The sequence below is a fragment of the Mesorhizobium sp. P2_D6 genome, assembly GCF_056404315.1.
In genome coordinates, this window is record NZ_JBFUEG010000018.1 from 83,137 (window position 1) to 106,291 (window position 23,155).

Genomic DNA, 23,155 nt, shown 5'->3' on the forward strand with positions numbered 1-23,155 from the left:
AAACGTAGCGATCTGTCGAAATGGGGAAATGATCTGCGGCAGACGCTTCGCACAATCGCGCAAACCGCGGGCGTTGCGGAGCTGGACGTTCACCTTCTGATGAACCACTCGATCCTGGGAGTTAATGCGGGCTACATCACACGCAACAAAGTTGCTGAGCAATCACCTGCGCCAGCAGCAGGAAGCTATCTCACGTCGGATGCTCGAAGCCGGGCGCTCGCGACAGAAAGAACCGAAGCGCCGCACATCTGCGTGGCACGCACTTCCAAGTAGGCATGTGCTTGCGTACCTATTGAACCAAAGGGCCTAGCAACGAACTGGAATCGGCAGCATCCCTTCCTAGACATAGTTCGTCGCGCCACAGGTCGCAAAGTCCAGCGCTAGGGATCACCCCTGCGCCGAATTCGACCTGGTAGAGGGCGCCCACCGTTCCTAGACGACGGTTGGCCACCCCTCAGGGCTTTCGACGGTTTGGCAATTCAGACATCGGTGTGCTCGTCATCCACTGCCAACGCATTTGCGGTGGATCAAAGCCCAGCTCACCCCTCGTGATTACAAATGCCATGAAAGATGGCCATTTGGGCCTGCTCGAATCGAGGCGGAATCCGATGAAGCTCATGGCCGCTGTCTACCTGGCGAGGACAAGGACGCATAGAGGCCGCGAAGCGATGAACTGAAAGCGCACGAGCGCGTTGGTGTCCATTCGCAGCAGATCGACGAACACAAGCCCATATCGCAATCCAGCGACAGGGCGCCAACAGGGCATTGGAGCCAGACATGACAGAGCATACGACAATACCAGCTTCCAGTGGCCGGCTGTCTGATCGCGAGTTGCATGACATCGATGCCTATTGGCGCGCTGCCAACTATCTGACGATCGGCCAGATCTACCTGCTCGACAATCCTCTGCTGCGCGAACCGTTGCGGCTGGAACACGTCAAGCCGCGCCTGCTCGGCCATTGGGGAACGTCGCCGGGATTGAGTTTCATCTATGCGCACCTCAATCGCGTCATCAGGCTCAGGGACGCAAATGTGATCTATGTCTGCGGCCCCGGACACGGCGGCCCGGCAATGGTGGCCAATACCTATCTCGAGGGCACCTACAGCGAGTTCAATCCGGATATATCGATGGATGAGCAAGGAATGCGCAAGCTGTTCCGGCAGTTCTCATTCCCCGGCGGCATCCCGAGCCATGCCGCGCCCGATGTGCCCGGCTCCATCCATGAAGGCGGCGAGTTGGGTTACTCACTTTCGCACGCCTATGGCGCCGCCTTCGACAATCCGGATCTTGTGGTCGCCTGCGTGGTCGGTGACGGCGAGGCGGAAACGGGACCACTGGCGGCCGCGTGGCATTCCAACAAATTCCTCAACCCGTCGCGCGACGGGGCGGTGCTGCCTATCCTGCATCTGAACGGCTACAAGATCGCCAATCCAACCATTCTGGCCCGCATTCCGGAAGACGAATTGCGCGCGCTGTTTGCCGGCTACGGCTATGAGCCGTTGTTCGTGGAAGGCCACGAGCCAATCCTGATGCATGAGCGGATGGCCAGTGTGCTCCAAGATGCGTTTGATCGGATCGAGGCTATCCAGCACGCCGCACGCAACGGATCTGCGGCGAACGCGTCGCGACCAAAATGGCCGATGATCGTGCTGCGCAGCCCCAAGGGCTGGACCGGCCCGAAAGAGGTCGACGGTTTGAAGACCGAGGGCTTCTGGCGCTCGCACCAGGTCCCCTTGTCGGGCCTTGCGGAAAACCCCGAGCATCTCAAGTTGCTCGAGGAGTGGCTGAGAAGCTACCGGCCCGAACAGCTGTTCGACGCCACCGGCGCTCCGGTCTCTTCGATCCGCGCCACGGCACCCCAGGCAACGAAACGGATGAGCGCGAACCCGCATGCCAATGGCGGCCTGCTGCGCAGGTCTCTCGATCTGCCGGCGCTGCATGACCACGCCATTGCGCTTGAGCGCCCTGGCACCATGAAGGCTGAGTCGACGCGGGTCATGGGCAGATTCCTGCGCGATGTCATGCAGCTGAACGAAGCCTCGAAGAACTTCCGGATCGTCGGCCCGGACGAGACGGCCTCGAACCGCCTTCAGGACGTGTTTGAAGTGACCGAGCGTGGCTGGATGGAAAAGATCCTGCTCGAAGACGTTCATCTTGGGCGCGATGGCCGGGTTCTCGAAATCCTCTCCGAGCACACCTGCCAAGGTTGGCTGGAAGGCTACCTGCTCACCGGCCGCCATGGCCTGTTTTCCTGCTACGAGGCGTTCATTCACATCGTCGATTCCATGTTCAACCAGCATGCGAAATGGCTGGATGCCTGCCGCGATATCCCGTGGCGGCGGCCGATCGCATCGCTGAATTATCTGTTGTCGAGCCATGTCTGGCATCAGGAACACAACGGCTTCAGCCATCAGGATCCTGGCTTCATCGACGTCGCTCTCAACAAGAAGGCCGATATCGTGCGGGTCTACCTGCCGCCGGACGCCAATACATTGCTCTGCGTAACCGATCATGTGTTGCAGACATGGAACCGTATCAACGTCATTGTCGCCGGAAAGCCGCCATCCTGGCAGTGGCTGTCGATGGACAGGGCAATCGTTCACTGCCGGGCAGGGATCGGCATCTGGGACTGGGCGTCAACGGACGACGGGGCTGAGCCCGACGTCGTGATGGCTTGCGCCGGCGACGTCCCGACCCTCGAAACGCTGGCCGCAGTGCAGATCCTCAGGCAACAGGTTCCAGATCTCCGGATCAGGGTTGTCAATGTCGTTGACCTGATGACTCTTCAGCCGAAGGAATACCATCCGCACGGCCTGTCGGACCGCGAGTTCGATGCGCTATTCACCCCGGATAAACCCGTGATCTTTGCCTATCACGGCTATCCCTGGACCATCCATCGCCTGACCTATCGTCGCACCAACCACGACAACATCCATGTGCGCGGCTACAATGAGGAGGGCACGACCACGACGCCCTTCGACATGACGGTGCTGAATGGCCTCGACCGCTTTCATATCGTCCAGAGCGTCCTCGACTGGGTGCCGCGCCTCAAGAGCGGTCGGGTCGCCTTAAAGCAGGCGATGGAAAGCAAGCTGCTTGAACACCGAGCCTATATTCGCGCCCATGGGCAGGATATGCCGGGGATCCTTGACTGGAAGTGGGGGCAGGATCCTGACGCAGCGCCAAAGCCTTCAGATTGAGCGGTTGCCCGTATCCGAGCACATAAGGACGGCAAGATGCCGGATGGCTTCATGACCGATGCGATTCTTGTCCTGAATGGTGGTTCTTCGAGCCTGAAGTTCGCCGTCTTCGAGCAACGCGGCGAGCTCCCTCTACTGCTGCGCGGCAATGTCTCCTCTCTCGGTCAACAACCGCGGCTGCGCGTGGAGGCTGCAGCTGGCAGGCCCGAGATCGACAGGAGCCTGGGCGACGCACCGATCGATATCGACAAGGCGTTCGCGGCGGTCGCCTCCGTGCTCGCCGATAGCGATCTCCTGCGTCGCATCGACCGAGTAGGGCACAGGATCGTTCACGGCGGGCGTGACTTCACCGATGCGAAGCAGCTCGACGAACGCACGCTCGAAGCACTGCGCCTGCTAGAGCCGCTGGCGCCCATCCACCAACGGATCAATCTCGAGATTGTCGTGCTGGCTGCTGAACTGTTGCCGCAGGCCCTCCAGATCGGGTGCTTTGACACGGCGTTTCATTCAGCCCGGCCGGAGCTTGCCAAAATATACGGGTTGCCGCGCGCTATGACCGAGGCGGGCATCGTTTCCTACGGCTTCCACGGTCTATCATACAGCCATATCGCTTCGAAGCTGCGCGACCGATATGGCGTCAGCGCCGGCGGCCGCACGATCGTCGCTCATCTCGGCAGCGGCGCTAGCCTGTGCGCCATGGACGCTGGACGAAGCATCGCCACGACAATGGGGTTTTCGACGCTGGACGGCCTCTTGATGAGCACGCGTTGCGGTGCGCTCGACCCGGGGGTCATCCTCCACTTGCTGCAGGAACGGAGGCTTTCTGGGGAAGAACTGGTCACGCTTCTCTACGAGCAATCCGGCCTGCTCGGAGTGTCTGGAATATCTGGCGATATGCGGACGCTGATCGACTCAGACGATCCCGCCGCCGCCGAGGCTGTCGATCTCTTTGTCTACCGCATCGGACGCGAGATAGGATCGCTGGCCGCTGCCATGGGAGGATTGGACACGCTGGTGTTCACGGCCGGCATCGGCGAAAACGCGCCGTTGGTCCGGAAGAGGATCAGCGTTGCCGCTGCCTGGCTCGGAGTCGGTCTCGACGAGGAGAGAAACCGAGGAGGCGAGGAGGTGGTCAGCGCAGCGAATTCCCGCGTCGATGTCCTTGTCATTCCAGCGGATGAAGAAAGAGCTGTGGCCACCGAGATACTGGATTTTCGACCTGCCGCGTGCGAAACGACCAGGGAGAGACCGCGGTAGCTAACCGGCTGATCGCGCCCCCAGTTCCCGCCGAACCAGGACAAGCGTCGCATCGTCGGGATCGGTGGTGACGGTGAAACCCATGTCGCGCTCGACCTCGATCGCAGCACGGTTTTCACGGCTCTCGATCGACTCGATTGCTTTGAGGCCGAGTTCTTCGGCATATTTCGCAACATAGGCGAGCAGCTCCCAGCCAACGCCCAGATACTTGCGATCCTGGCGAATGCATATGGCAATCTCGCCGTTTCGATCGGCCCGATCACTTGCCAGCGTCGCAACCGCGATGAGCATCCCGTCGGTCGAGAATGCTAGAAAATTATGGATATGGGCGTCATCTGAACGCGTCATCGCGACCAGCCGCTCATGCGAGACTTCCTTCACGGCCCCGAGAAAGCGGAAGCGCAGGTCGTCAGCAGTCACATGGGTGAAGAACTCGGCCAGCGTTGGCTCATCTTCAGGGCGCGCGCGGCGCACTTCGAAGCGAAAGCCGGTATGGGTGGTAAGTGTGTTGTCCATCGTCACCTGGTCCTTGAACTGAGGCCGGATCGCGGCGCCATTGTCGTCTCTTGCGCAGGCAGCCGCTTCATTCGCTCATGCAGTGGAGCGCGTCGTGCTTGACGATTTCGATGCTCCGCAGGTTGAGCAGCCGGATGACGCCCTTGTCCTTCAGCCGGGTGAAGACCCGCGACACGGTCTCGATGGTCAGGCCGAGATAGTCGCCGATGTCCATACGAGACATGGGCAATTCGACCTGCCGCAAGCCGCCCTGCCGCTCCGCGATGTCGACCAGGAAGGCGGCGACGCGTTCGATGGCGTTCTGGCGGCCGAGAACCAGCAGATGTTCCTGCGCCCGGGTCAGACCCTTCAGCGCCAAGGGCAGCAGCTGGCGCGACATGTCCGCCCCGGCAGTGAGCCGCAGGACGCGGACAGCGGTGGCGTTGATTGCCTCTGCAAAGAAATGATGTGTCGTGTCAGCCTCGAAGCCAAATGTCTCTCCGGCAAGGTGAAAGGCGCTGATCTGCCGGCGACCGTCGGCAAGCAGGCGGTAGATGCGCACGGCGCCGAACTCGACCTGATAGAAGGCCCCAGCCTTCTCACCCTGGGCATAGATTTCCGCGCCGGCGGGAAAAAAGCTGACCGGCTGCAGCGGTGCCGGGTCGAACGCGTCCGGCAGGCTTGGCTGAGCAGAATGCGACGACAGTGAGATTCTCGAGGCGGTGTAAGCGTGCATGGCTGTTTTCCCGGTGATCCGTGACACAGCAATCGCGCGAATCCGCGGGTCGCGAAATTCGGTTTTGTCCCTACGGGAAACTACCTAGTCGGGCGGATTGTTGATCTACATCAAGTGTCCAGGCGCGCCGGTCGCTTAAGTCCTCCTTCGCTTTGGGTGATAGCAATAGGGAGTCGTTTCGAATTCTTGCATCGGAACGGCTGGTGGGCAGCGATGTATCTTCCGCAATTCCTGGTGGGAATGTTTGTCACCTCGACCATCGTCGCGGTGTGGACCTACGCGGTGACGGGCTCGGTCTGGACAGCACTGGGCTGGGCGATTTTCGACTTGGTCGTTCTGCAGGTCGGATACTTCGTCTTTGTCATACGCCTGGTTTCCAAAGACGCGACGGCAGACGCTGAAGCAGGCTCGGCGTCACTCAACCATGTTGCGCCACCCCAAAGAGACGGCACGTTGCTTTAAACCGTCCCCTATGATCGCGACGCAGCCGTATCAAATCACTCGCGGCACGCGCCTTGCCATTCTTTGCCAAACTCTGGGACAAGGGTGAATGCGCATTGCAATCCTGTCTGACATCCACGCCAATCGCGAGGCGTTCGACGCGGTCATGGAAGCTGTTCACGAACGCGGCAGTCTAGACGAGTTGGTGTTGCTGGGAGATCTGGTCGGCTACGGTCCCGATCCCGTCTATGTGATCGAGAAGGCCGCCCATCTGATGGCTGACGGCGCGCTTTGCATCATGGGCAACCACGACGAGGCAGTGGCGCTGAATCTAGGCAACATGACTGAGAACGCGCGATTCGCCGTCCAGTGGACTCGCGAACGCATCGCTCCGGCACATCTTGATTTTCTGGCGCGATTGCCGCTCTCGCTGCAATCCGAAGACCGCCTTTATGTGCACGCAAGTGCGGAGCGACCGGGGAAGTGGCTCTATATACGCGACCTGGATGCAGCGGAACGCTGCCTCTCGGCAAGCGAGGCCCGCTTCGTTTTCTGCGGCCACACCCACATTCCCGCCATCTACTACGCGCTGCCCGGTCGCCGGCCGATGCATTTTCGGCCGCATGACAATGTGGCTGCACCCCTGTCCGAGATGAGGCGGCACCTGGTGATCGCCGGCGCGGTCGGCCAACCGCGCGACGGCAACCCGGCGGCGTGTTTTGTTCTTGTCGACACGCAGCGGCACGAGGTCACGATGGTTCGTGTTCCCTATGATCACGAAGAAACAGCCCGCAAGATCCACGCCGCCGGCCTGCCTGGATGGCTTGGCATGCGGCTGAAGATCGGCCGCTAGGCTTCAAGGAGATCTATATGATGCGACGGGTTGAGGCAGGCGCGGTCATCGATGGTTTCGAGCTGGTCGAAAAGCTCCCCTCCGGCGGCATGGCCTCGCTTTGGCGGGTGACCAACCCGCGGTACGATTTTCCGCTTGTGCTGAAGATCCCTTTTCTCGACCCGGGCGCGGATGTTTCCGTCATCCTCGGTTTCGAGGTGGAGGAGCTGATCCTGAAACGCCTGTCGGGACCACATGTGGCGCGTTTCGCTGCATCCGGCAGCTTGGCGCAGGTTCCCTACATAGCCATGGAGTTCGTGGCCGGCACTGGGCTGGCGGATATCGTCGGCAACGCGCCGCTGCCTATGGACGAGGTGGCAAGGATCGGCATCGAGATAGCGACGGCGCTCGCTGCTTTGCACCGGCAGAAAGTCGTTCATCTCGATCTCAAGCCAGAGAATGTCATTCTCGCCAAGCGCGGCGCGGTGCTCCTCGACTTCGGGCTCGCTCGGCATGCGGAGCTTCCCGATCTTCTCGGCGCGGAAAGCTCAGTGCCAATGGGCACCGCCGCCTATATCTCACCCGAACAGGTGCTCGGGGAGCGATCCGATCCAGCAAGTGACCTGTTCGCGCTGGGTTGCATCCTCTATCAACTGGCCACGGGTGAGGAGCCGTTCGGGCGGCCGGCGACTTTGGCGGGAATGAAGCGAAGGCTCTATCATGCGCCTAGATTGCCGCGGGGTATCAACGACGCCATTCCGCGGTGGCTGGAAGCCATCATTCTGAAATGCATGGAAGTGGACAGGTCTCAACGATACGTCGAGGCGGCACACATCCTGTCCGATCTGAGGAGCCCTGACCAGGTGGTCGTTGCCAAGCGCAAGCCCCGGAACGAGGGTGTGTGGGGTGCGATCACCAGCCTGTTTCGCAAGACGGATGACAGGTCGCTCGTTGGCAGGCCGAGTTCGAAAAGGACACAGGCCGGACCGTCGATTGTTCTTGCCGCAGTCGACCTGGCCAATGGCGGCGATGCGCTGGCGGGCGAGGTTCGCAACGAAACCGCCCGCGTGCTGGCTTCGCGTGAGGATTCGTGGCTGGCCTGCGTGACGGTCCTGAAAACCGAAATCATCGGCGAGACGCCGGCGACCGACGAAACAGGGCGCTCGGTCTATTTGAAGCGGCTCGTCGCTCTCAAGGATTGGGCCCATCCACTGCATCTGCCGGAAGACCGCATCAGCTATCATGTGCTTGAAGCGGTCAGCCCCGCCGATGCGATCCTCAACTATGCAGAGCACAATGACGTCGGGCATATCGTGGTTGGAGCGCGGGCGTCTTCCGCCATTCGCCGGCACCTCGGTAGCGTTTCGACCAAGGTGGTGGCACAGGCGCTTTGCTCGGTTTCGGTCGTCCGATTGAAGGCAGTCGAGGAACAAGGGCGGCAGCTTTGATGCGCCTTGATCAGGATTCAGGGGCGTCTTGACAAAGATCAATGATGGCTGGACCCCGTCGATGGGCTCGCGCCGGTCGGTTTGATCTGGCGCAAGGACGGCGGGTGACGCCGAAAGCAGGATGACGGTCGGGACGTAGAGCGCTTGTGCTGTCGTCCTGAAGGAGTTCGCCATGAAAACCATATTGAGGAGAGCTGCGCTCACGGTTGCTGCCGCAATGCTCATGGCCGGCAGTGCCGGCGTCGTCCAGGCTGCATCGCTTGTCGAGATCTCTTTGTGGGACAAGGGCGCGAGTACGGAGATGCCGATGGGGCTCGCCTATGCGGCGCCCGGCCTCGATCTCGCCAAGGCGACCATGGGCATCAAGGCTTTGCCCGGTGCAGTGAAGGCCGGAGAGGTCACATTCAATGTGAAAAATGACTCCAAGGACACCGTCCACGAAATGATCGTGATGTACCTTGCCGAACCCGGCAAGCCGCTTCCTTACCTTGAGGCCGAGAACCGGGTCGACGAAGACAAAGCCGGCGACAAGGGCGAGGTGTCGGAGCTCGATCCCGGCAAATCAGGCTCCCTGACCGTCGAGCTGAAGGCTGGAAAATATCTGCTTGTCTGCAACGTGCCAGGTCACTATGGGGCGGGCATGTGGGCTGAATTCACCGTCGATCCATAGGCGCTGAACTAGGCTGCCCTGTCTAGAACTGTCGTAGTCTCGCAAGCTTGCCGGGCTCGCCGGTCTTGTCGCTTTGGCCGCCGCACAACAGCACGGAAACCCCTGAAGGCAAGGTCAACACCAGATACGTGCCGCGATTGAAATTCAGCGAGCACTATCTGGCCCGTTCACCCAATCCACGCATCTGGCTGATCCACTTCGCGCGGGTCGCATCGCTGGTGCCGGCGACCATGCCGAACAAGGTCTCGCGTACCGGACTGATGCCGACAAAATGTAGAATGCTTCGCTTCATGCTGGCGATGCCGTGTCCGAGGAACCATAGCCGGTAGACAAGGGAAGGCATGCCCATCGTCACCACGACGCGCGCAGAGCGGCCGCGAAGCAGCGTCTTGGTGAAGCCGCCGCCCTTGTCCGGGTACGCGAAGGCCGTTCCCGGCCGCATGACCTGCTCCAGAAATGCCTTGAGCATTGCCGGCATGGTTCCGAGCCACAGCGGGAAGACGAAGACGATGTGCTCCGCCCAGACGATCGCGTCGGCTGCATCCTTCAACTCGTCGGGAACCGCACCATGTTCGAACTCCTGCATTGTCCGCAGCATCGGAAAATCGATCGCTGCCAGATCGACCCCGCGGACGGCATGCCCCGCCTTTTCCGCGCCCTCGCCATAGGCCTTGGCAAGGCTGCGGCAGAGTCGGTCCGGGGACGGGTCGGGATGGCTAACCACAATGAGGATGCGTCGCGACATGATCTACTCCCAGGGAGCCTGGCGTGCGGCCTCAGGGCCGTTCAACCCTCGCCACCTGGTAGGTGTGCATGGCGCCGTTGCGCTCGATCGACACGTACTCACCGGTCACAAACCGTTCGTCGCCGAGATGGAAGCCAATCTCGTCGTCGCGATCGCCTTCGGCATAGTCGAAATACCACTGCCCACCGGGCTTGCGCCTTAGCCGGCCGATCAGATCCTCCTCGCCGGTGCGAAAGCGACGAACACGGCAAGAGGCCCTGTGCGACTTCCACTCTTCCGCATCGATCCGGCCTTCGCCGGTTAATGGTGCCAGCACGTCGTAGCCTTCCTCGCGGTCGCCTCCCGGGTGGCCCTTTTCACGCGCGAGCAGCAGCCGGACATTGCGGAATTTCGGGGTGAGGTCCTTCAAACTGGTCATGGCGAACTCCTTTCACGGAGTTTCATAGAGTGGTGGCGGGACCTGGCCCTTGATCCGCATCAAGGAAGGCTAGAGAACCGCGTTTCAATCAAGGGCTGAGCAACAACATCGCGCAGGCGCCCACGATCGCGGCGATCAGGGTTGCGACGGCCAGTGGCAACCAGAACCTGACGGGACCGGCAAATATTGCGAGCGACAGGCGGCCGATCGCGTTTGCCGCAAGTGCCCCGAGCACTGCCTGGCCCACGGTCTCGACGGACACGGAATGCTTGACAAGGCGCAGCGCGCCAAGCACCGAGACATCGACATCGAATGCGCCGGCCAGCGCCGAACTCGCCAGCAGACCGCGCCCACCGAATTGAGCGGCCAGCCCGGCACTTGCGGTCGCGACGATCGCAAAGAGTAAGGCGAAGAGCAGCAACGGGCCCAGTTCGAATGGATTGCGCGCGATAGCGCTGCCTTCGCCGTTTCCGCTGTCGCGAGTCAGCAGCAATGTTCCGCAGACAGCGAAGGCGAGCGCCGCGGCAATCGCTGGTATGGCGACCCAGACGAACACGCTTGGTTCTATGATCAAAACCACGGCGCAGACGCGGAGAACCGAAACCATTGCAGCCAGCGAAGCGGCCCCGGCAAGCGGCAGAGGGTTGCTTGCCGACATGGCGTTGCGGGCAAGCGCCAAGGTCACGGCGGTGGAGGAAACGATCGCACCGGCGAGCGAACTGACCAGCAGACCGCGGGTATTTCCCAGAATGCGAACAGCCACATAGCCGGCGAACGATATGGAGGCCATCAGCACCGTCAGGAACCAGACTTCCCATGGATTGAAACCGCCCCACGGGTCCATCGTCCGGTTTGGCAGCAGGGGCAGAACGATCGCCGTCATCACGGCCAGGATCAGAGCTGAACGCAGTTCGATCCAGGTCAGTCGCTTCAAAAGACCGTGCAGGATCTCGCGGCTGGCCAGGATTCCCGCCAATGCCGCCCCACCGGCAGCAGCAGCCCGATAATCGCCGGCGACGGAAAGCGCACCAAGCGCAAAAACGCCCAGGCCTGCGATCACGCTGGTGGCGCTGAAATCCTCGTCATGGGCAGCCTCACGCGCCTTGTACCAGGCGAAGATTGCCGCAAAGGCGATGAAACCGCCGACCAGCACGGATACGGAGCCGAGTGCGTTGGCGAGGGCGGCGAGGACGCCGCCGAGCAGGCCGGATATGCCGAATGTCCGGATGCCGGCCGTGCGACTGCCTTCGGGCGCATTCCGCTCCTGCCAGCCACGCTCCAAGCCGACGAGCAGACCTATCGCGAGGGCCAGTCCCAGCCGGGCGATGAGCGGATCCATTGGCGCGGCGCCTCTCAGGCGGCGACCGTCGGCAGGCGGTCGCGAACCCACCTGACGATCTGGCCTGCCGTCATTGCGCCGGATGTGCGCGCAATTTCGCGCCCGCCATGAAAGAGGATCATGGTCGGGATGCCGCGAATGCCAAACTTGGCCGCAACGGCCTGCTCATTGTCGGAATTGAGTTTGATCAGGCGAACATGCGGCTCCAATTCGATGGCCGCAGCCTCGTAAGCTGGCGCCATCATCTTGCATGGACCGCACCACGGTGCCCAGATATCGACGACAACTGGAAGGCTGCTGCGCGCGATCTGATTATCGAAGATCGCGGCATCGACATCTTCGGGATGCCCGGAAAACAGCCTGTTCCCGCACTTTCCGCATTTCGCCTCCATGGCGTTGCGGCCCAGTGGCAGGCGGTTGACCCCACCACATTTGCTGCAAACCACCAAATTCTGCTGGGCCATGGCCATTTACCGATTTTGCTCTCAACCACTATGCGCGCCACAGATGTCCATCGCCAAGGGTGCGCAACGCGTTCAGGATAACCGCCACGTCAATCCCTTCCTGAAGCAGCGCCCCGGCAACCGGGGTGATCTGCCCCAGGGCAGCCGCGATCATTGCCAGCCCCGACAGCGCCAGCCCGGCGATGATGCTTTGCAAGGCGATCGACCGCGTTCGCCGCGCGATCCGAACCGCATCGGCCACGGGCTGCAGCCTGTCGGTCAGCACGATGACATCCGCTGCCTCGGAGGAGGCGGTGGCACCACGTGCGCCCATGGCGACACCGACCGTTGCCGCCGCCAGGGCAGGAGCATCGTTGATGCCGTCGCCGACCATCATTGTGGGTGCCTGCGCTTTTTCGGCCTCGACCGTCGCGACTTTTTCGGCAGGGGTCGCATCGGCGACAATGGCGTCGAGGTCGAGCCGGGCGGAGATGCGCTTGGCCGCCACGCCGTCGTCGCCTGTGAGCATAATCATGCGCGCAATGCCAGCTGAGCGCAGCTTGCCGAGTGCATCATGCGCATCAACACGCAGGGCATCGCCGAACGTGAAAACACCGGCAAGCCGTCCGCCGAGTGCTACAAAAACCCTGAGCACCGGCTCGTCCCGGTACTTTTCTTCGCCGCTTTTCGCCCAGCCGGGCAGCGGCTTGTCGGCGAGCACGAGAGCCCGCGATCCTGCCGCGATCACCATGTTGTCGACCCGGCCCTTCAGGCCCGCACCGCGATGCTCTCGGACATCGCGCGGATGCGAAAGCATCAGCTGTCTGCAGCGCGCCGCCCCGATGATCGAGTCGGCGAGCACATGGTGCGAGGCCTGTTCCAGGGATGCCAACAATTGCAGCAATTGGTTTGCTTCACTGCCGGGTGCGCCTTCGATTTCGATGAGCTCGGCGCCGCCGATGGTCAAGGTTCCCGTCTTGTCGAAGATCGCGGTTCGGACTTGCGCAAGGGCCTCCAGAGCCGTGCTGCCTTTCATCAGGATGCCGGCGCGCGCGGCGCGGGACACGCCGCCGATGAAGGCAACCGGCGCCGCAAGGATGAGCGGGCAAGGTGTCGCGACCACCAGCACGGCCAGCGCCCGGATTGGATCGCCGGAGATGTACCAGGCGGCACCGGAAACCAGCAAAGTGGCTGGCAGCAGGAACAGGGCGAAGCGGTCGGCCATACGGATGAACGGGGATTTCGCCGTCTGCGCCGCAGCCACCATACGTAAGATCGCGGCATAGGTGCTCTGCTCCGCCAAGGCAGAAGCCCGCATGCTGAAGGGCTCGCCCGCATTGATCGTGCCGCTGCGCAGCATGTCGCCCGCTGTCCGACGTTCCGGCAGCGGCTCACCGGTCACCGCCGATTCGTCGAGCGAGGCCCAAGCATCGAGCAGGGTGCCGTCGACAGGAAGCAGTTCGCCGGCACGCACCAACAGCTCATCGCCGACGGCTACGTCCTCGACGGAGATGGTCTCTGTCCCCCGCGTTGACGTCCGATGGGCGACACGCGGTGACCGGTCGGTCAATGCCTTCAGGTTCCGTTCCGCGCGGCCGCGGGCGAAATCCTCTAGCACAGTACCGCCGGCATACATGATCGCGACCACCACTGCTGCAAGGGATTGTCCGAGCAAGAGTGCAGCGGACATCGAGACCAGCGCAATTGCATCGACGCCGAAGCGGCCAATCCAGAAATCGCGCAGAATGGAGAGGGCGAGAGCTGCCACCACTGGCAAGGTCGCCACCGTCCAGATCGTGTCGGCCTCAAGGGGGCCGAGCCCGGTTCGCCAGGCTCCGATTCCAACGGCGAGGCCCAGGATGGCGATGACCAGCAATGCGCGCCGCAGGGTGGACTCGTTCATCCGATGTCCCTCAACCTTGATGGCCCCTGGCCCTAGAGTTCGCGGACCATCTCCTCGAGCAGGCGCCGCACATCGTTTGCGACCTGCGCAAGCTCGCGATTGCCGATAGCGCCCATTGAAGCGACCGGATCCACCGCTGCGACCTCCACCTTTCCCGGTCCGACCTCCGTGACGATGACATTGCAGGGCAGCATGGTTCCGATCTTGTCTTCGGCCTGAAGCGCCCGCCATGCGAAATGCGGATTGCACGCGCCCAGGATCACATAGGGCCTGAAATCTGCGCCAAGCTTGGCTTTCATGGTCTGCTGGACATCGATCGAGGTCAGAACGCCAAACCCCTTGGTTGCGAGCTTGTCGGTCACGTGGTCGATCGCCGCTGTGAACGGCATGGCGACGATCTTGCTGAAATAGTAACTCATCCGACTCTCCAATCGTTGATCGCTGTAGCTCGTCGCCACTTTGCGAGCGACCTCGCGCAAGAGCTAATCGCGATAACCGGAGAACGCTTTGATCCAACGCAACGAACGGGCAAGATCGACTGGCGATGATCGCCAGGAACAGGAGACACTAGGGGTGACGATCCGAAATCTCGACCATGCGTTCGCTCCGAAGTCGGTTGCCGTGTTCGGGGCATCGGCGCGCGACGGCTCGGTCGGCCGTGTCGTCTTCGACAACATCGTCAATGGCGGCTTTGCGGGCGAGATCTGGCCGGTCAACCCGAAATATTCGCAAGTGGCCGGTCGACGCTGCTATGCGAAGGCGGCCGACCTGCCGGGTGTTCCAGACCTTGGTGTCATCGTCACGCCGCCGGACACTGTTCCCGGCATCGTGCGCGAGCTCGGCGACAAGGGCACACGGTCGGCGGTCGTGATCACCGCCGGGCTTACGCGCGAGAACGGCCTGCGCCAGGCCATGCTCGACGCTGCCAAGCCCAATCTTTTCCGCATCATCGGGCCGAACACGGTTGGTCTGATGATCCCGCCTTTGAAGCTCAATGCCGGATTTGCGCATATGGCCGCTAAGCCTGGCAACATCGCGATGCTGTCGCAATCCGGCGCAATTGCCACGTCGCTGATCGACTGGGCGGCTGACAACAATGTCGGCTTCTCGCAGATCGTCTCGCTCGGTGACATGGCGGATGTCGACGTGGGAGATTGTCTCGACATGCTGGCGGGCGACATGCACACACGCGCCATCGTGATGTATCTCGAAACAATTCCAAATCCGCGCAAGTTCATCTCGGCCGCCCGTGCGGCGGCACGGGTCAAGCCAGTGATCGCGATCAAGTCGGGCCGGCACGAGCAATCGGCCAAAGCGGCTGCGACCCATACCGGCGCGCTATCGGGGGCTGACCGTGTCGTCGATGCGGCATTGCTGCGCGCAGGTATCCTGCGCGTCAAAGGCCTGACCGAGCTGTTTGATGCCGCTGAAACGATCGCCCGCTTCACTCCGCTCAAACGAGCCCGCGTCGGCATCGTCACCAATGGCGGCGGGGCAGGGGTATTGGCCATCGATCAACTCATCGACTGCAAAGGGGAATTGGCCGCGCTATCACCCGCCACCATCCAACGCCTGAATGCCGTATTGCCGCCGACATGGTCGCACGCCAATCCGGTCGATATCATCGGTGACGCCCCGCCGGACCGTTACAAGGCCGCCGTCGAAGCTGTGGCGGCCGATCCTGAAACGGACGTCGTCCTGGTGATGAATTGTCCAACGGGGTTGGGCTCACCGCTTGCCGCGGCAAGCGCGGTGGCGGAACTCACAAGGGAAGGGATGATTGCCGGCAAACCGGTCCTGACCTGCTGGCTCGGTGAACACACGGCGCGCGCCGGGCGGCAAATCCTTCAGGATGCCGGCATTGCCAGTTTTGAAACGCCGGCTGACGCGGCAACAGCCGTCTCCTACCTCAGCGAATGGTCGCGTGCCCAGCGGGCATTGATGCGCACGCCGTCGAGCCGCAGCGAGGACATCACGAGCGACAGGGAAGCCGTGCTCGCCATATTCAGGCAGGTCGCGAAGGAGGGGCGGCGAATGCTGACCGAGCCCGAAGCCAAGGCGGCAATTTCCGCTTACGGCATTCCGGTGCCCGAGACGATCGTCGCCAGATCTCCCGACGAAGCGGAAGCGGCGGCCCGCCGACTCCTCAAGACGTCCGAGCAGGTCGTCGTCAAGCTGTTGTCCAAGGCGATCTCGCACAAATCGGACATTGGCGGGGTGGTGCTCAGCATTGCCGACGCCGCCGCTGCCGGGGAGGCCGCACAGGCAATCGAGGCGCGTGTGCGCAAACACGCACCGCAAGCCGATATTGAAGGCTATGCCGTTCAGCCGATGGTGGTGCGAAAACAGGCGCAGGAACTCATCCTCGGCATGAGCCGGGATCCGATCTTCGGGCCGGCCATCCTGTTTGGAGCTGGCGGCGTCGCGGTCGAGGTTATGGATGATACAGCGATCGCATTGCCGCCGCTCGACGACGTTCTTGCCGGTGACCTGATCGCGCAAACGCGGATCGGCCGCCTGCTTGCCGGGTTTCGCGATCGCAAGCCGGCCGATCGGCAAGCGATCATCGCGGCCCTCAACGGCTTGTCGCAGATGACCGTCGACTTTCCGGGCCTCGTTTCGATGGATATCAACCCGCTGCTGGCCGACGCCGAGGGCGTGATTGCGCTCGACGCCCGCATCGAGATCGCGCCGGAACGGGTGGAAGAGGTGGGGCCGAACCCCGCTCTCGCCATCAGGCCTTATCCGTCGGGTTGGGAGAAGGCGTTTTCCGGTGGCGGCACGCACTATCACATCCGGCCGATCAAGCCGTCCGACATCGCGCTCTATCCCGAATTCCTTGCCAGGATTTCGCCTGACGATCTGCGCCTGCGTTTTCTGTCGCCGCGCAAAAGCTTCTCCGACCAGATGTTGAAGCGGCTCACCCAACTCGACTACGACCGCAACATGGCCTTCGTCGCTCTGGAGACGAGCACAGGATTGCTGGCGGGTATCAGCCGCCTGTCTTGCGATCCGGACCACGCTGTCGCCGAATACGCCTTGCTGGTGCGCACGGATTTGCAAGGTCACGGTCTGGGTTGGGAATTGCTCAAGCAAATCGTAGATTATGCAAAGGCCGATGGGATCGGTCGGATCGAAGGCATTGTGCTCAGCGAAAACACCAAGATGCTGGCCATGTGCCGCGAATTTGGCTTTTCGGTAACGCATCATCCAAGCGAACCCGGCCTCGTCGAGGCAATACTCGATCTGCGTTGAGGTCGATCACCTTGCCGTCATGAGGCCGTGCGCAGGGTTTCGGAGGCGTCGCTATCGGAAAACCTTGTCAACTCCGCGACGATATCGGCAGGCTTCCGATCAGCGTCGACCTTGCGCCAGGTGGATTGAGTGGCATTTCGCTGCAACTGTCGCGAGAGGATATCTATGGTGGCGTCGGAAGGACCTGCCTTGCGCTCGCTGACCCGTTGCCAGAGAACAAGCGGATCCGCTTCCAGCCAGAATCCAGAGCATGCGACGCCCCTGTCACTCGCCGACTTCTCGATCCGATCGCGATCGGCAGGCCTGTCAAACACGGCATCAGCGACAACGGATCCACCCTCCGCGAGGATCAGGCCGGCCCGCCACGCCATTTCGCGGTAGACGCGGTCGGAGACTTCCGGCCGATAGGCTTTGTCCGGTAGCCGCGTTTCGGCCGGCACACCGTGCATGGCTTTGCGGATACGGTCGCTTTCGACAATGCGGGCGCCGGGCGGCACACCGACATGGGCGGCGAACGCCTCTGCCACGGTCGTCTTGCCGGAACCGCTGAGGCCGCCGATGGCAACGAGACGCGGCGGGGTTTCCTGGAGAAATGTCCGGGCAAGGTCGAAATAGGATCTGGCCTCGCGAATCAATTTGTCGGGATCCGCGCTGCCTTCCTCGACCTGGGTTGCGGTGACATGGGCGCGCACAGCGGCCCGCACCGCCATGAAAAAGGGCAGCAGGATGAAGCCGTCCTCATCGTCGGCTTCGTCGAGATAGCGGTTCATTACAAGGTTGGCGAGCTGCGGAAAACCGCGATGCCAAAGGTCCATCAGCAGGAAGGCAAGGTCGTACAGGACGTCGATGCTGGCGATCTGGTCGTTGAATTCGATGCAATCGAAGAGGCGGGGCTCGCCGTCGAAAAGGCAGATGTTCCGCAGATGCAGATCGCCATGGCAACGGCGAATCTTGCCCGCGGCTTCCCGGCGGTCCAGCAATCCGGAATGCCGGGTGAGGGCCGTGCGGAAGGCCTCGGCGAAAGTCTCGATCTCCGGTTTTGTGAACACATGACTGGTGGTAAAGCCGGCCTCGTTGATGTCGAGTACACCAGCCAGATTGGAAGAGCCGCTGCCATTGTGGACCGTCGGCGCCGTGCGGTGGTAGCCCACGATCATGCGCGCAACTGCAGCCATCAACGCCGGCGTCAATTCTCCGGCAGTCGCCATGCGATCGAGGAGCTTCGATTGGTCGAAGCGGACCATCTCGATCGCCGCATCGACCATTTGGCCGGTGCCCCCGAAAGCCAGTTTGCCGTCGGCTTCGCGCGTAATGCGCCGCACACCCAAATAGAGGCCGGGCGCGGTCTTGGAGTTGAGTTCCACCTCTTTCTCGCAAGCGGCCAGCCTCAGTGCCGGCGTCGAGAAATCGACATAGGGGAGCTTCACTGCCCGCTTCATCTTGTAGGCGCGTTCGCCAGCCAGAAAAATACGCGAGATATGGGTCTCGATCGCCTCGACCGGCCCGGCCGCGGCGTATGAGGCAGGATCAAGCAGGAACGCGGTAACGGATTGCTGGTCATCAACGATCATGGACCGCCTCCTTGATGCTTGTGTCTTGCGGAGACCGTTTCCGCCATGTGCTCTCATTGCTGCAGTGTCTCGACATAACCAGCCAGGTCATGGATCCGTTCCCTGGTGACGATTTCCCCGGCGTTCGGGCCATATTTCTTCACGTCACCAGGAAGGAACTGGCGGCCCCAGACCGGCATGTCGCGATCGCCATGCTCCGGCACCATGGCGCGGCCGTCGATCGTCGCGAAAACGCGCCAGTAGGGGAACGCGCCGCCATTGTTTCTCGAAAGACGAGTGAGGTCAGCAGGGCGCTTGACCAATTCGTCGCCGAGCGGACCATCGCCTTTGCCTTCGGGACCATGGCAGACGGCACAGGAATTCATGTATTCCGCCTTGCCGTTGCCCAGCTCCTGAGCGGCGGCGGTATTGAAGGCCAAACCTACGAGAGCCACCGCGATCAGAAATTTCATCTGCGTTTCCCCGACTGATTAGCGGAAGCCTACAGCCTTGGCTCGCGAGGACGTTGATACGGATCAAATGGGGCCGCACCCAAGGGATTGATTCAGCGCAATGAACACACCGGCCTCTCGCGCTTAAGCTTCAGCAACGATTGAACCTGCACGCGGAAATGAGGAGTTGTTGCCGTGGCTTTCAAGACACTGCTTACGGTTACCGGACCGAACCAGGGCGAGGGCGATCTGAAGCTCGCCGCCGGCCTGTGCGAACAGATCGGCGCTCATCTCTCCGTGCTCGTTCTTGAACTGGCCGCACCGCCCTCAGGCGGTGCGTATGCCGCCGTCGTCTCGCCAGCCTGGCTTGAGGAGCGTCAGGCCGAGGTCAAAAGGCTCAAGAAGCGAATCTCGGCAGTCGGCGCCTTTCTTTCGAAGAGCCCGGTATCGGCTGATCTGAGCGACGACTATCCCGATACGGCCTGGGCGGACGACGTCATCGGAAGGCGTGCCCGCTACGCCGATCTGACCATTCTCGGACCAGATCTGCTGACAAGCCATACGCTCAAGGATAAAGTCATCGAGGGCACGCTGTTCTCATCGGGAAAGCCCATTTTGCTCGCTCCCGAGGGTTCGCACCCGACGCTGAAGCCGAAACGCATCCTCGTTGCATGGGACGCCCGTCTTGAGTCATCGCGCGCCGTCCGCGAGTCTCTCGATATGCTGAAAGGCGCCGAAGAGGTTCACCTCGTAATTGTCGACCCGATCGAGGACGAGTTCCATCACGGCGCGGAACCCGGAGCCGATGCCGCCGCCTATCTTGCCCGGCATGGCGTGAAGGTTACGGTCGAGCGGCTGCCGAGCGCGAACCATTCGGTTGCCGACGTGCTTCGCCAGCATGCCGGCGACGTTGCGGCCGAGCTGATGGTGATGGGGGCCTACGGTCATTCCCGGTTGCGCGAGCGAATTTTCGGCGGGGTCACCAAGTCGATGCTTGCGGGTCAATCGCTGCCGGTCTTGATGGCGCGATAGCAATTCAACGGTAAAGAAAAGGGCCGGTGCAGATTGCGCCGGCCCTTTCATTTCATTTCTCGCAAGACTTGATGGGGCGACTACTCGCTTGCTTCTCGTCCGGACACCTGCTCGATCAGGATCCGAAAGAAAACGTGTGGTGCACCATCGGCTGTGGGAGGAATGACGGGCTTGAGTGCGCCAGGTTCCCACCAGTCGGAATGCTTGCTCAACACCGACCAGGCATGATCCCGCTGAAGCTTGTGGCCGATCCGGTCAGGCAATTCTTCGTACCGGCCATCGGCAACGACGCTTCTCCATCCTCGGCCCTGGCCATGTTCGTCAACCTGGACGGACACCAAAGGATTGGCTCGCATCCATTCGATCTTCTTGCCCGGCATCGAAAACGCATAAAGATGAGCATCCGAATGAGCGTAGTAGAAGGGCACGACATATGGCTGCCCGTCCTTCGCGCATGCCAGGCGGCCAACACGGTTGGCCGTCAGGATTTTGGTGCATTCCAAGGCAGAAAGCGTGCGGATCTGCATCAGTGCGATCTCCTGTTCTTCACGGCTTTTGAACTAGGCCGGAAACGTGCCGCTGGCCAATTTTGTACAGCTGGGCAGCCCCGTCCATGGCGGAGACAACGTCGCTGCCAGAGAGCTGCGGGAACCGCAGATAGTGGTGGCCCAAGGTCTGGAACCGTGCTGGCTGACTAAGGCAGACCACACGGTCCGCTTCCTGTTCCAGCGCGGCGACCGTCTCTTGCGGTGAAACGGGAATTGCCACGACAATTTCCATTGGTGACCGGCGCTTGAGGGCGCGGATCGCGATTTTCATGGTCGTACCGGTCGCGGCACCGTCATCGACGATGATCGCCGTCTTTCCCGCAATCGAGATCGGTGTGGTCTTCCCGCGATATGCAGCGCGCCGGCGTTCGAGTTCTGGCCGCTCATTTGCAATCAAGACACGTAGTTCGCTTTCGTCGAGCGCATAGGTTTCGACAATCTCACGGTTCAAGACGACGTCGCCAGGGTCGCCATCGACGATTGCGGCAACAGCCAGCTCGGGATTGCCCGGGGCGCCGACCTTTCGGACGATAAGCAGATCAAGAGGAGCGTTGAGGGCCCTGGCCACTTCCACTGCGACGGGCACGCCGCCACGCGGCAATGCCAGCACGATGGGCTGGTGCAGTTGAAGCCTGCTAAGTTCCAGGCCCAGCTTCACTCCAGCCTCTTCCCGGTCGCGGAACATCGGTCAATCCACTGGCCACAGTTTTCGCAGCGACTTCTTCATCGAGTTTCTGACCTGTACGATCTCACCATGCGAAATGTGACGGTCGAGAAGCTTGAATACCGCGTTGATGGCGACATTGAAGTCGATCTCGTCATCGTAGCCAAAACTGTTCCTGACGCTTAGAATAAAGTCCCGCTTCGTGCGTTCACACGCAGGCACAGATGGCTTCCAGCCTTCGAAGTAGATTCCACGAACCAGAACAGGCAGCTGCGCCGACAGATCGGCCATTTCCGCTTGAGACAACCAGTCGCGCACGGTGTGCAGAACGCATCTCAGGAGGCGGCAGGCGCTCGGTTCGCTCCAGGAGAGATCGCCGGCAAGTTCCCTGACCCATTGCTGCGCCTGCTGGGCAGCGTGCGTGAAGTCAGCGAAGGACGTGTGAGAATTATGGCCCATGATGAAGCTCCTCGACAATTTGAAGCTCATTGTCAGGCATCCGGACCCTTTGAGCATTGAGCGGGATCAAATTGCTGAAAAGCTGGACTGCGGCCGGCATCGACTTCCCGGGCGGCAGCGCTTGGTCGCCGCCTACCTTCAGCCGCCGGATTTCTGCACCAGCAGGGGAACAATCCGATCGCTCTTGGCGACAGCGGGCCGGCCTGCCGAACCGTAGGGAATGCCGAGCGCGTCCCATGTCTCGACCAGCGCGTCCTGCAGTCCCGCAATCAGTGCATCGGAGTGGAACGGCGTCGGCGTGATGCGCAGCCGCTCGGTGCCGCGCGGCACGGTCGGATAGTTGATCGGCTGGATGTAGATGCCGTGCACGCCAAGCAGGCGGTCACTAGCCATCTTGCAGGCCTCCGGGTCACCGACCAGCACCGGCACGATATGCGTCGGCGAGTCCATTACCGGCAGGCCGGCGGCAGACAGAACCTCCTTGGTCCGCGTCGCCTGGCGCTGCTGCGCATCGCGTTCGGCCTGTGAGCGCTTCAGGTGGCGGATGGAGGTGGTGGCGGCAGCGGCGATCGCCGGCGGCAGCGCCGTGGTGAAGATGAAGCCCGGTGCATAGGAGCGCACCGCATCGATGATGGCGCTGTTGCCGGCGATGTAGCCGCCGAGCGTACCGAACGCCTTGGCGAGCGTGCCTTCGATGATGTCGATCCGGTCGGCCAAGCCTTCGCGCTCGGTGATGCCACCGCCGCGCGGTCCGTACATGCCGACGGCATGGACCTCGTCGACATAGGTCATGGCATTGTGCCGTTCGGCCAGTTCGACGATCTGCTTGATCGGCGCAATGTCGCCGTCCATCGAATAGACGCTCTCGAAGACGATCAGCTTGGCGCGCTCGCGGCCTGCCGCTTGCAAAAGGCTTTCGAGATGCGCGACGTCATTGTGGCGGAAAATCTTCTTTTCGGCGCCCGAGCGCCGCACGCCCTCGATCATCGAAGCGTGGTTCAACTCGTCCGAGATGATCAGGCAGTTGGGCAACAGACGCGCGATCGTCGAGATCGAGGCTTCGTTGGAGACGAAGCCGGAGGTGAAGACCAGGGCCGCTTCCTTGTCGTGCAGGTCGGCAAGTTCCACTTCGAGCTCGACCAGCGGGTTGCTGGTGCCGGAAATGTTGCGGGTGCCGCCGGCGCCCGAGCCCATCTTGCCCGCCGCGTTCTGCAACGCGGCGATGACATCGGGATGCTGGCCCATGCCGAGATAGTCGTTGGAACAC

At 61.8% G+C, this 23,155-nt stretch carries 22 protein-coding genes; 8 read left to right on the top strand and 14 right to left on the bottom strand.

Going from position 1 to position 23,155, the window contains the following annotated elements; genetic code table 11:
- The first annotated feature begins 777 nt into the window (after nt 1-777).
- Together AC1D1L_RS27760 and AC1D1L_RS27765 are read left to right on the top strand one after the other, a co-directional pair.
- A complete protein-coding gene (locus AC1D1L_RS27760) occupies nt 778-3,201 on the top strand; it encodes a phosphoketolase family protein (protein ID WP_477344447.1) in 2,424 nt (807 codons plus the stop codon).
- Nucleotides 3,202-3,252: 51 nt separating this feature from the next.
- Nucleotides 3,253-4,458 carry an acetate/propionate family kinase gene (locus tag AC1D1L_RS27765; RefSeq protein WP_477344448.1) on the top strand — a complete coding sequence of 402 codons (1,206 nt, stop codon included), beginning with the start codon at nt 3,253-3,255 and terminating at the stop codon, nt 4,456-4,458.
- On the opposite strand, the gene AC1D1L_RS27770 is transcribed toward AC1D1L_RS27765, so the two are convergent.
- Complete coding sequence (locus AC1D1L_RS27770) at nt 4,459-4,974, bottom strand: N-acetyltransferase family protein (protein ID WP_477344449.1); 516 nt, start codon at nt 4,972-4,974, stop codon at nt 4,459-4,461. It abuts the gene before it with no gap.
- Between the two features lie 67 nt (nt 4,975-5,041).
- Nucleotides 5,042-5,689 carry a helix-turn-helix domain-containing protein gene (locus AC1D1L_RS27775; protein WP_477344450.1) on the bottom strand — a complete coding sequence of 216 codons (648 nt, stop codon included), beginning with the start codon at nt 5,687-5,689 and terminating at the stop codon, nt 5,042-5,044.
- Nucleotides 5,690-5,902: 213 nt separating this feature from the next.
- Here AC1D1L_RS27775 and AC1D1L_RS27780 point away from each other — a divergent pair, with 213 nt between their 5' ends.
- From AC1D1L_RS27780 to AC1D1L_RS27795, 4 genes are all read left to right on the top strand, one after another.
- Nucleotides 5,903-6,151: a hypothetical protein gene (locus AC1D1L_RS27780; protein ID WP_477344451.1), complete on the top strand. Its 249-nt coding sequence runs from the start codon at nt 5,903-5,905 to the stop codon at nt 6,149-6,151.
- A gap of 88 nt (nt 6,152-6,239) precedes the next feature.
- Entirely contained in the window at nt 6,240-6,983 is a 744-nt protein-coding gene (locus AC1D1L_RS27785; RefSeq protein ID WP_477344452.1) for a metallophosphoesterase family protein, read from the top strand.
- A 17-nt stretch (nt 6,984-7,000) separates the two neighbouring features.
- The gene (locus AC1D1L_RS27790; RefSeq protein ID WP_477344453.1) at nt 7,001-8,410 is read left to right on the top strand and encodes a protein kinase domain-containing protein; all 1,410 of its coding nucleotides are present in this window, start codon (nt 7,001-7,003) and stop codon (nt 8,408-8,410) included.
- Nucleotides 8,411-8,582: 172 nt separating this feature from the next.
- A complete protein-coding gene (locus AC1D1L_RS27795) occupies nt 8,583-9,080 on the top strand; it encodes a sulfocyanin-like copper-binding protein (protein ID WP_477344454.1) in 498 nt (165 codons plus the stop codon).
- A gap of 154 nt (nt 9,081-9,234) precedes the next feature.
- Here AC1D1L_RS27795 and AC1D1L_RS27800 read toward each other — a convergent pair whose 3' ends face one another.
- From AC1D1L_RS27800 to AC1D1L_RS27825, 6 genes are all read right to left on the bottom strand, one after another.
- A complete protein-coding gene (locus AC1D1L_RS27800; protein ID WP_477344455.1) occupies nt 9,235-9,825 on the bottom strand; it encodes an NAD(P)H-dependent oxidoreductase in 591 nt (196 codons plus the stop codon).
- A 31-nt stretch (nt 9,826-9,856) separates the two neighbouring features.
- Nucleotides 9,857-10,243 carry a hypothetical protein gene (locus AC1D1L_RS27805; protein WP_436261614.1) on the bottom strand — a complete coding sequence of 129 codons (387 nt, stop codon included), beginning with the start codon at nt 10,241-10,243 and terminating at the stop codon, nt 9,857-9,859.
- A gap of 88 nt (nt 10,244-10,331) precedes the next feature.
- A complete protein-coding gene (locus tag AC1D1L_RS27810; RefSeq protein WP_477344456.1) occupies nt 10,332-11,582 on the bottom strand; it encodes an MgtC/SapB family protein in 1,251 nt (416 codons plus the stop codon).
- 14 nt (nt 11,583-11,596) lie between these two features.
- Complete coding sequence (gene trxC, locus AC1D1L_RS27815; protein ID WP_477344457.1) at nt 11,597-12,046, bottom strand: thioredoxin TrxC; 450 nt, start codon at nt 12,044-12,046, stop codon at nt 11,597-11,599.
- 28 nt (nt 12,047-12,074) lie between these two features.
- Complete coding sequence (locus tag AC1D1L_RS27820; protein WP_477344458.1) at nt 12,075-13,928, bottom strand: heavy metal translocating P-type ATPase; 1,854 nt, start codon at nt 13,926-13,928, stop codon at nt 12,075-12,077.
- Nucleotides 13,929-13,960: 32 nt separating this feature from the next.
- The gene (locus tag AC1D1L_RS27825; RefSeq protein ID WP_477344459.1) at nt 13,961-14,347 is read right to left on the bottom strand and encodes a DUF302 domain-containing protein; all 387 of its coding nucleotides are present in this window, start codon (nt 14,345-14,347) and stop codon (nt 13,961-13,963) included.
- Nucleotides 14,348-14,501: 154 nt separating this feature from the next.
- On the opposite strand from AC1D1L_RS27825, the gene AC1D1L_RS27830 reads away from it, so the two are divergent.
- The gene (locus AC1D1L_RS27830; RefSeq protein WP_477344460.1) at nt 14,502-17,183 is read left to right on the top strand and encodes a bifunctional acetate--CoA ligase family protein/GNAT family N-acetyltransferase; all 2,682 of its coding nucleotides are present in this window, start codon (nt 14,502-14,504) and stop codon (nt 17,181-17,183) included.
- Between the two features lie 17 nt (nt 17,184-17,200).
- On the opposite strand, the gene AC1D1L_RS27835 is transcribed toward AC1D1L_RS27830, so the two are convergent.
- The gene (locus tag AC1D1L_RS27835) at nt 17,201-18,754 is read right to left on the bottom strand and encodes a bifunctional aminoglycoside phosphotransferase/ATP-binding protein (RefSeq protein WP_477344461.1); all 1,554 of its coding nucleotides are present in this window, start codon (nt 18,752-18,754) and stop codon (nt 17,201-17,203) included.
- 53 nt (nt 18,755-18,807) lie between these two features.
- Nucleotides 18,808-19,206 carry a c-type cytochrome gene (locus tag AC1D1L_RS27840; RefSeq protein ID WP_477344462.1) on the bottom strand — a complete coding sequence of 133 codons (399 nt, stop codon included), beginning with the start codon at nt 19,204-19,206 and terminating at the stop codon, nt 18,808-18,810.
- Between the two features lie 174 nt (nt 19,207-19,380).
- Here AC1D1L_RS27840 and AC1D1L_RS27845 point away from each other — a divergent pair, with 174 nt between their 5' ends.
- The gene (locus AC1D1L_RS27845) at nt 19,381-20,217 is read left to right on the top strand and encodes a universal stress protein (RefSeq protein ID WP_477344463.1); all 837 of its coding nucleotides are present in this window, start codon (nt 19,381-19,383) and stop codon (nt 20,215-20,217) included.
- Between the two features lie 80 nt (nt 20,218-20,297).
- On the opposite strand, the gene AC1D1L_RS27850 is transcribed toward AC1D1L_RS27845, so the two are convergent.
- From AC1D1L_RS27850 to hemA, 4 genes are all read right to left on the bottom strand, one after another.
- Nucleotides 20,298-20,744, bottom strand: coding sequence for a pyridoxamine 5'-phosphate oxidase family protein (locus AC1D1L_RS27850; protein ID WP_477344464.1), 447 nt, complete (start codon nt 20,742-20,744; stop codon nt 20,298-20,300).
- Between the two features lie 19 nt (nt 20,745-20,763).
- Nucleotides 20,764-21,450 (bottom strand): phosphoribosyltransferase, encoded by a 687-nt coding sequence (locus AC1D1L_RS27855; RefSeq protein WP_477344465.1) that lies wholly within the window; start codon nt 21,448-21,450, stop codon nt 20,764-20,766.
- A gap of 3 nt (nt 21,451-21,453) precedes the next feature.
- The gene (locus tag AC1D1L_RS27860; protein WP_112559441.1) at nt 21,454-21,888 is read right to left on the bottom strand and encodes a DUF2267 domain-containing protein; all 435 of its coding nucleotides are present in this window, start codon (nt 21,886-21,888) and stop codon (nt 21,454-21,456) included.
- Between the two features lie 138 nt (nt 21,889-22,026).
- A partial coding sequence (gene hemA, locus AC1D1L_RS27865) for a 5-aminolevulinate synthase (protein WP_477344466.1) occupies nt 22,027-23,155 on the bottom strand: 1,129 nt, incomplete at its 5' end.

Bases quoted from the DNA above. Each gene is read 5' to 3' on its own strand.
- AC1D1L_RS27800 (WP_477344455.1), bottom strand. From the start codon at position 9,825: ATGTCGCGACGCATCCTCATTGTGGTTAGCCATCCCGACCCGTCCCCG.
- AC1D1L_RS27820 (WP_477344458.1), bottom strand. From the start codon at position 13,928: ATGAACGAGTCCACCCTGCGGCGCGCATTGCTGGTCATCGCCATCCTG.
- AC1D1L_RS27775 (WP_477344450.1), bottom strand. From the start codon at position 5,689: ATGCACGCTTACACCGCCTCGAGAATCTCACTGTCGTCGCATTCTGCT.
- AC1D1L_RS27840 (WP_477344462.1), bottom strand. From the start codon at position 19,206: ATGAAATTTCTGATCGCGGTGGCTCTCGTAGGTTTGGCCTTCAATACC.
- AC1D1L_RS27790 (WP_477344453.1), top strand. From the start codon at position 7,001: ATGATGCGACGGGTTGAGGCAGGCGCGGTCATCGATGGTTTCGAGCTG.
- AC1D1L_RS27780 (WP_477344451.1), top strand. From the start codon at position 5,903: ATGTATCTTCCGCAATTCCTGGTGGGAATGTTTGTCACCTCGACCATC.
- AC1D1L_RS27765 (WP_477344448.1), top strand. From the start codon at position 3,253: ATGACCGATGCGATTCTTGTCCTGAATGGTGGTTCTTCGAGCCTGAAG.
- AC1D1L_RS27810 (WP_477344456.1), bottom strand. From the start codon at position 11,582: ATGGATCCGCTCATCGCCCGGCTGGGACTGGCCCTCGCGATAGGTCTG.
- AC1D1L_RS27825 (WP_477344459.1), bottom strand. From the start codon at position 14,347: ATGAGTTACTATTTCAGCAAGATCGTCGCCATGCCGTTCACAGCGGCG.
- AC1D1L_RS27855 (WP_477344465.1), bottom strand. From the start codon at position 21,450: ATGTTCCGCGACCGGGAAGAGGCTGGAGTGAAGCTGGGCCTGGAACTT.
- AC1D1L_RS27850 (WP_477344464.1), bottom strand. From the start codon at position 20,744: ATGCAGATCCGCACGCTTTCTGCCTTGGAATGCACCAAAATCCTGACG.
- AC1D1L_RS27805 (WP_436261614.1), bottom strand. From the start codon at position 10,243: ATGACCAGTTTGAAGGACCTCACCCCGAAATTCCGCAATGTCCGGCTG.
- AC1D1L_RS27770 (WP_477344449.1), bottom strand. From the start codon at position 4,974: ATGGACAACACACTTACCACCCATACCGGCTTTCGCTTCGAAGTGCGC.
- AC1D1L_RS27860 (WP_112559441.1), bottom strand. From the start codon at position 21,888: ATGGGCCATAATTCTCACACGTCCTTCGCTGACTTCACGCACGCTGCC.
- AC1D1L_RS27785 (WP_477344452.1), top strand. From the start codon at position 6,240: ATGCGCATTGCAATCCTGTCTGACATCCACGCCAATCGCGAGGCGTTC.
- AC1D1L_RS27795 (WP_477344454.1), top strand. From the start codon at position 8,583: ATGAAAACCATATTGAGGAGAGCTGCGCTCACGGTTGCTGCCGCAATG.
- trxC (WP_477344457.1), bottom strand. From the start codon at position 12,046: ATGGCCCAGCAGAATTTGGTGGTTTGCAGCAAATGTGGTGGGGTCAAC.
- AC1D1L_RS27760 (WP_477344447.1), top strand. From the start codon at position 778: ATGACAGAGCATACGACAATACCAGCTTCCAGTGGCCGGCTGTCTGAT.
- AC1D1L_RS27835 (WP_477344461.1), bottom strand. From the start codon at position 18,754: ATGATCGTTGATGACCAGCAATCCGTTACCGCGTTCCTGCTTGATCCT.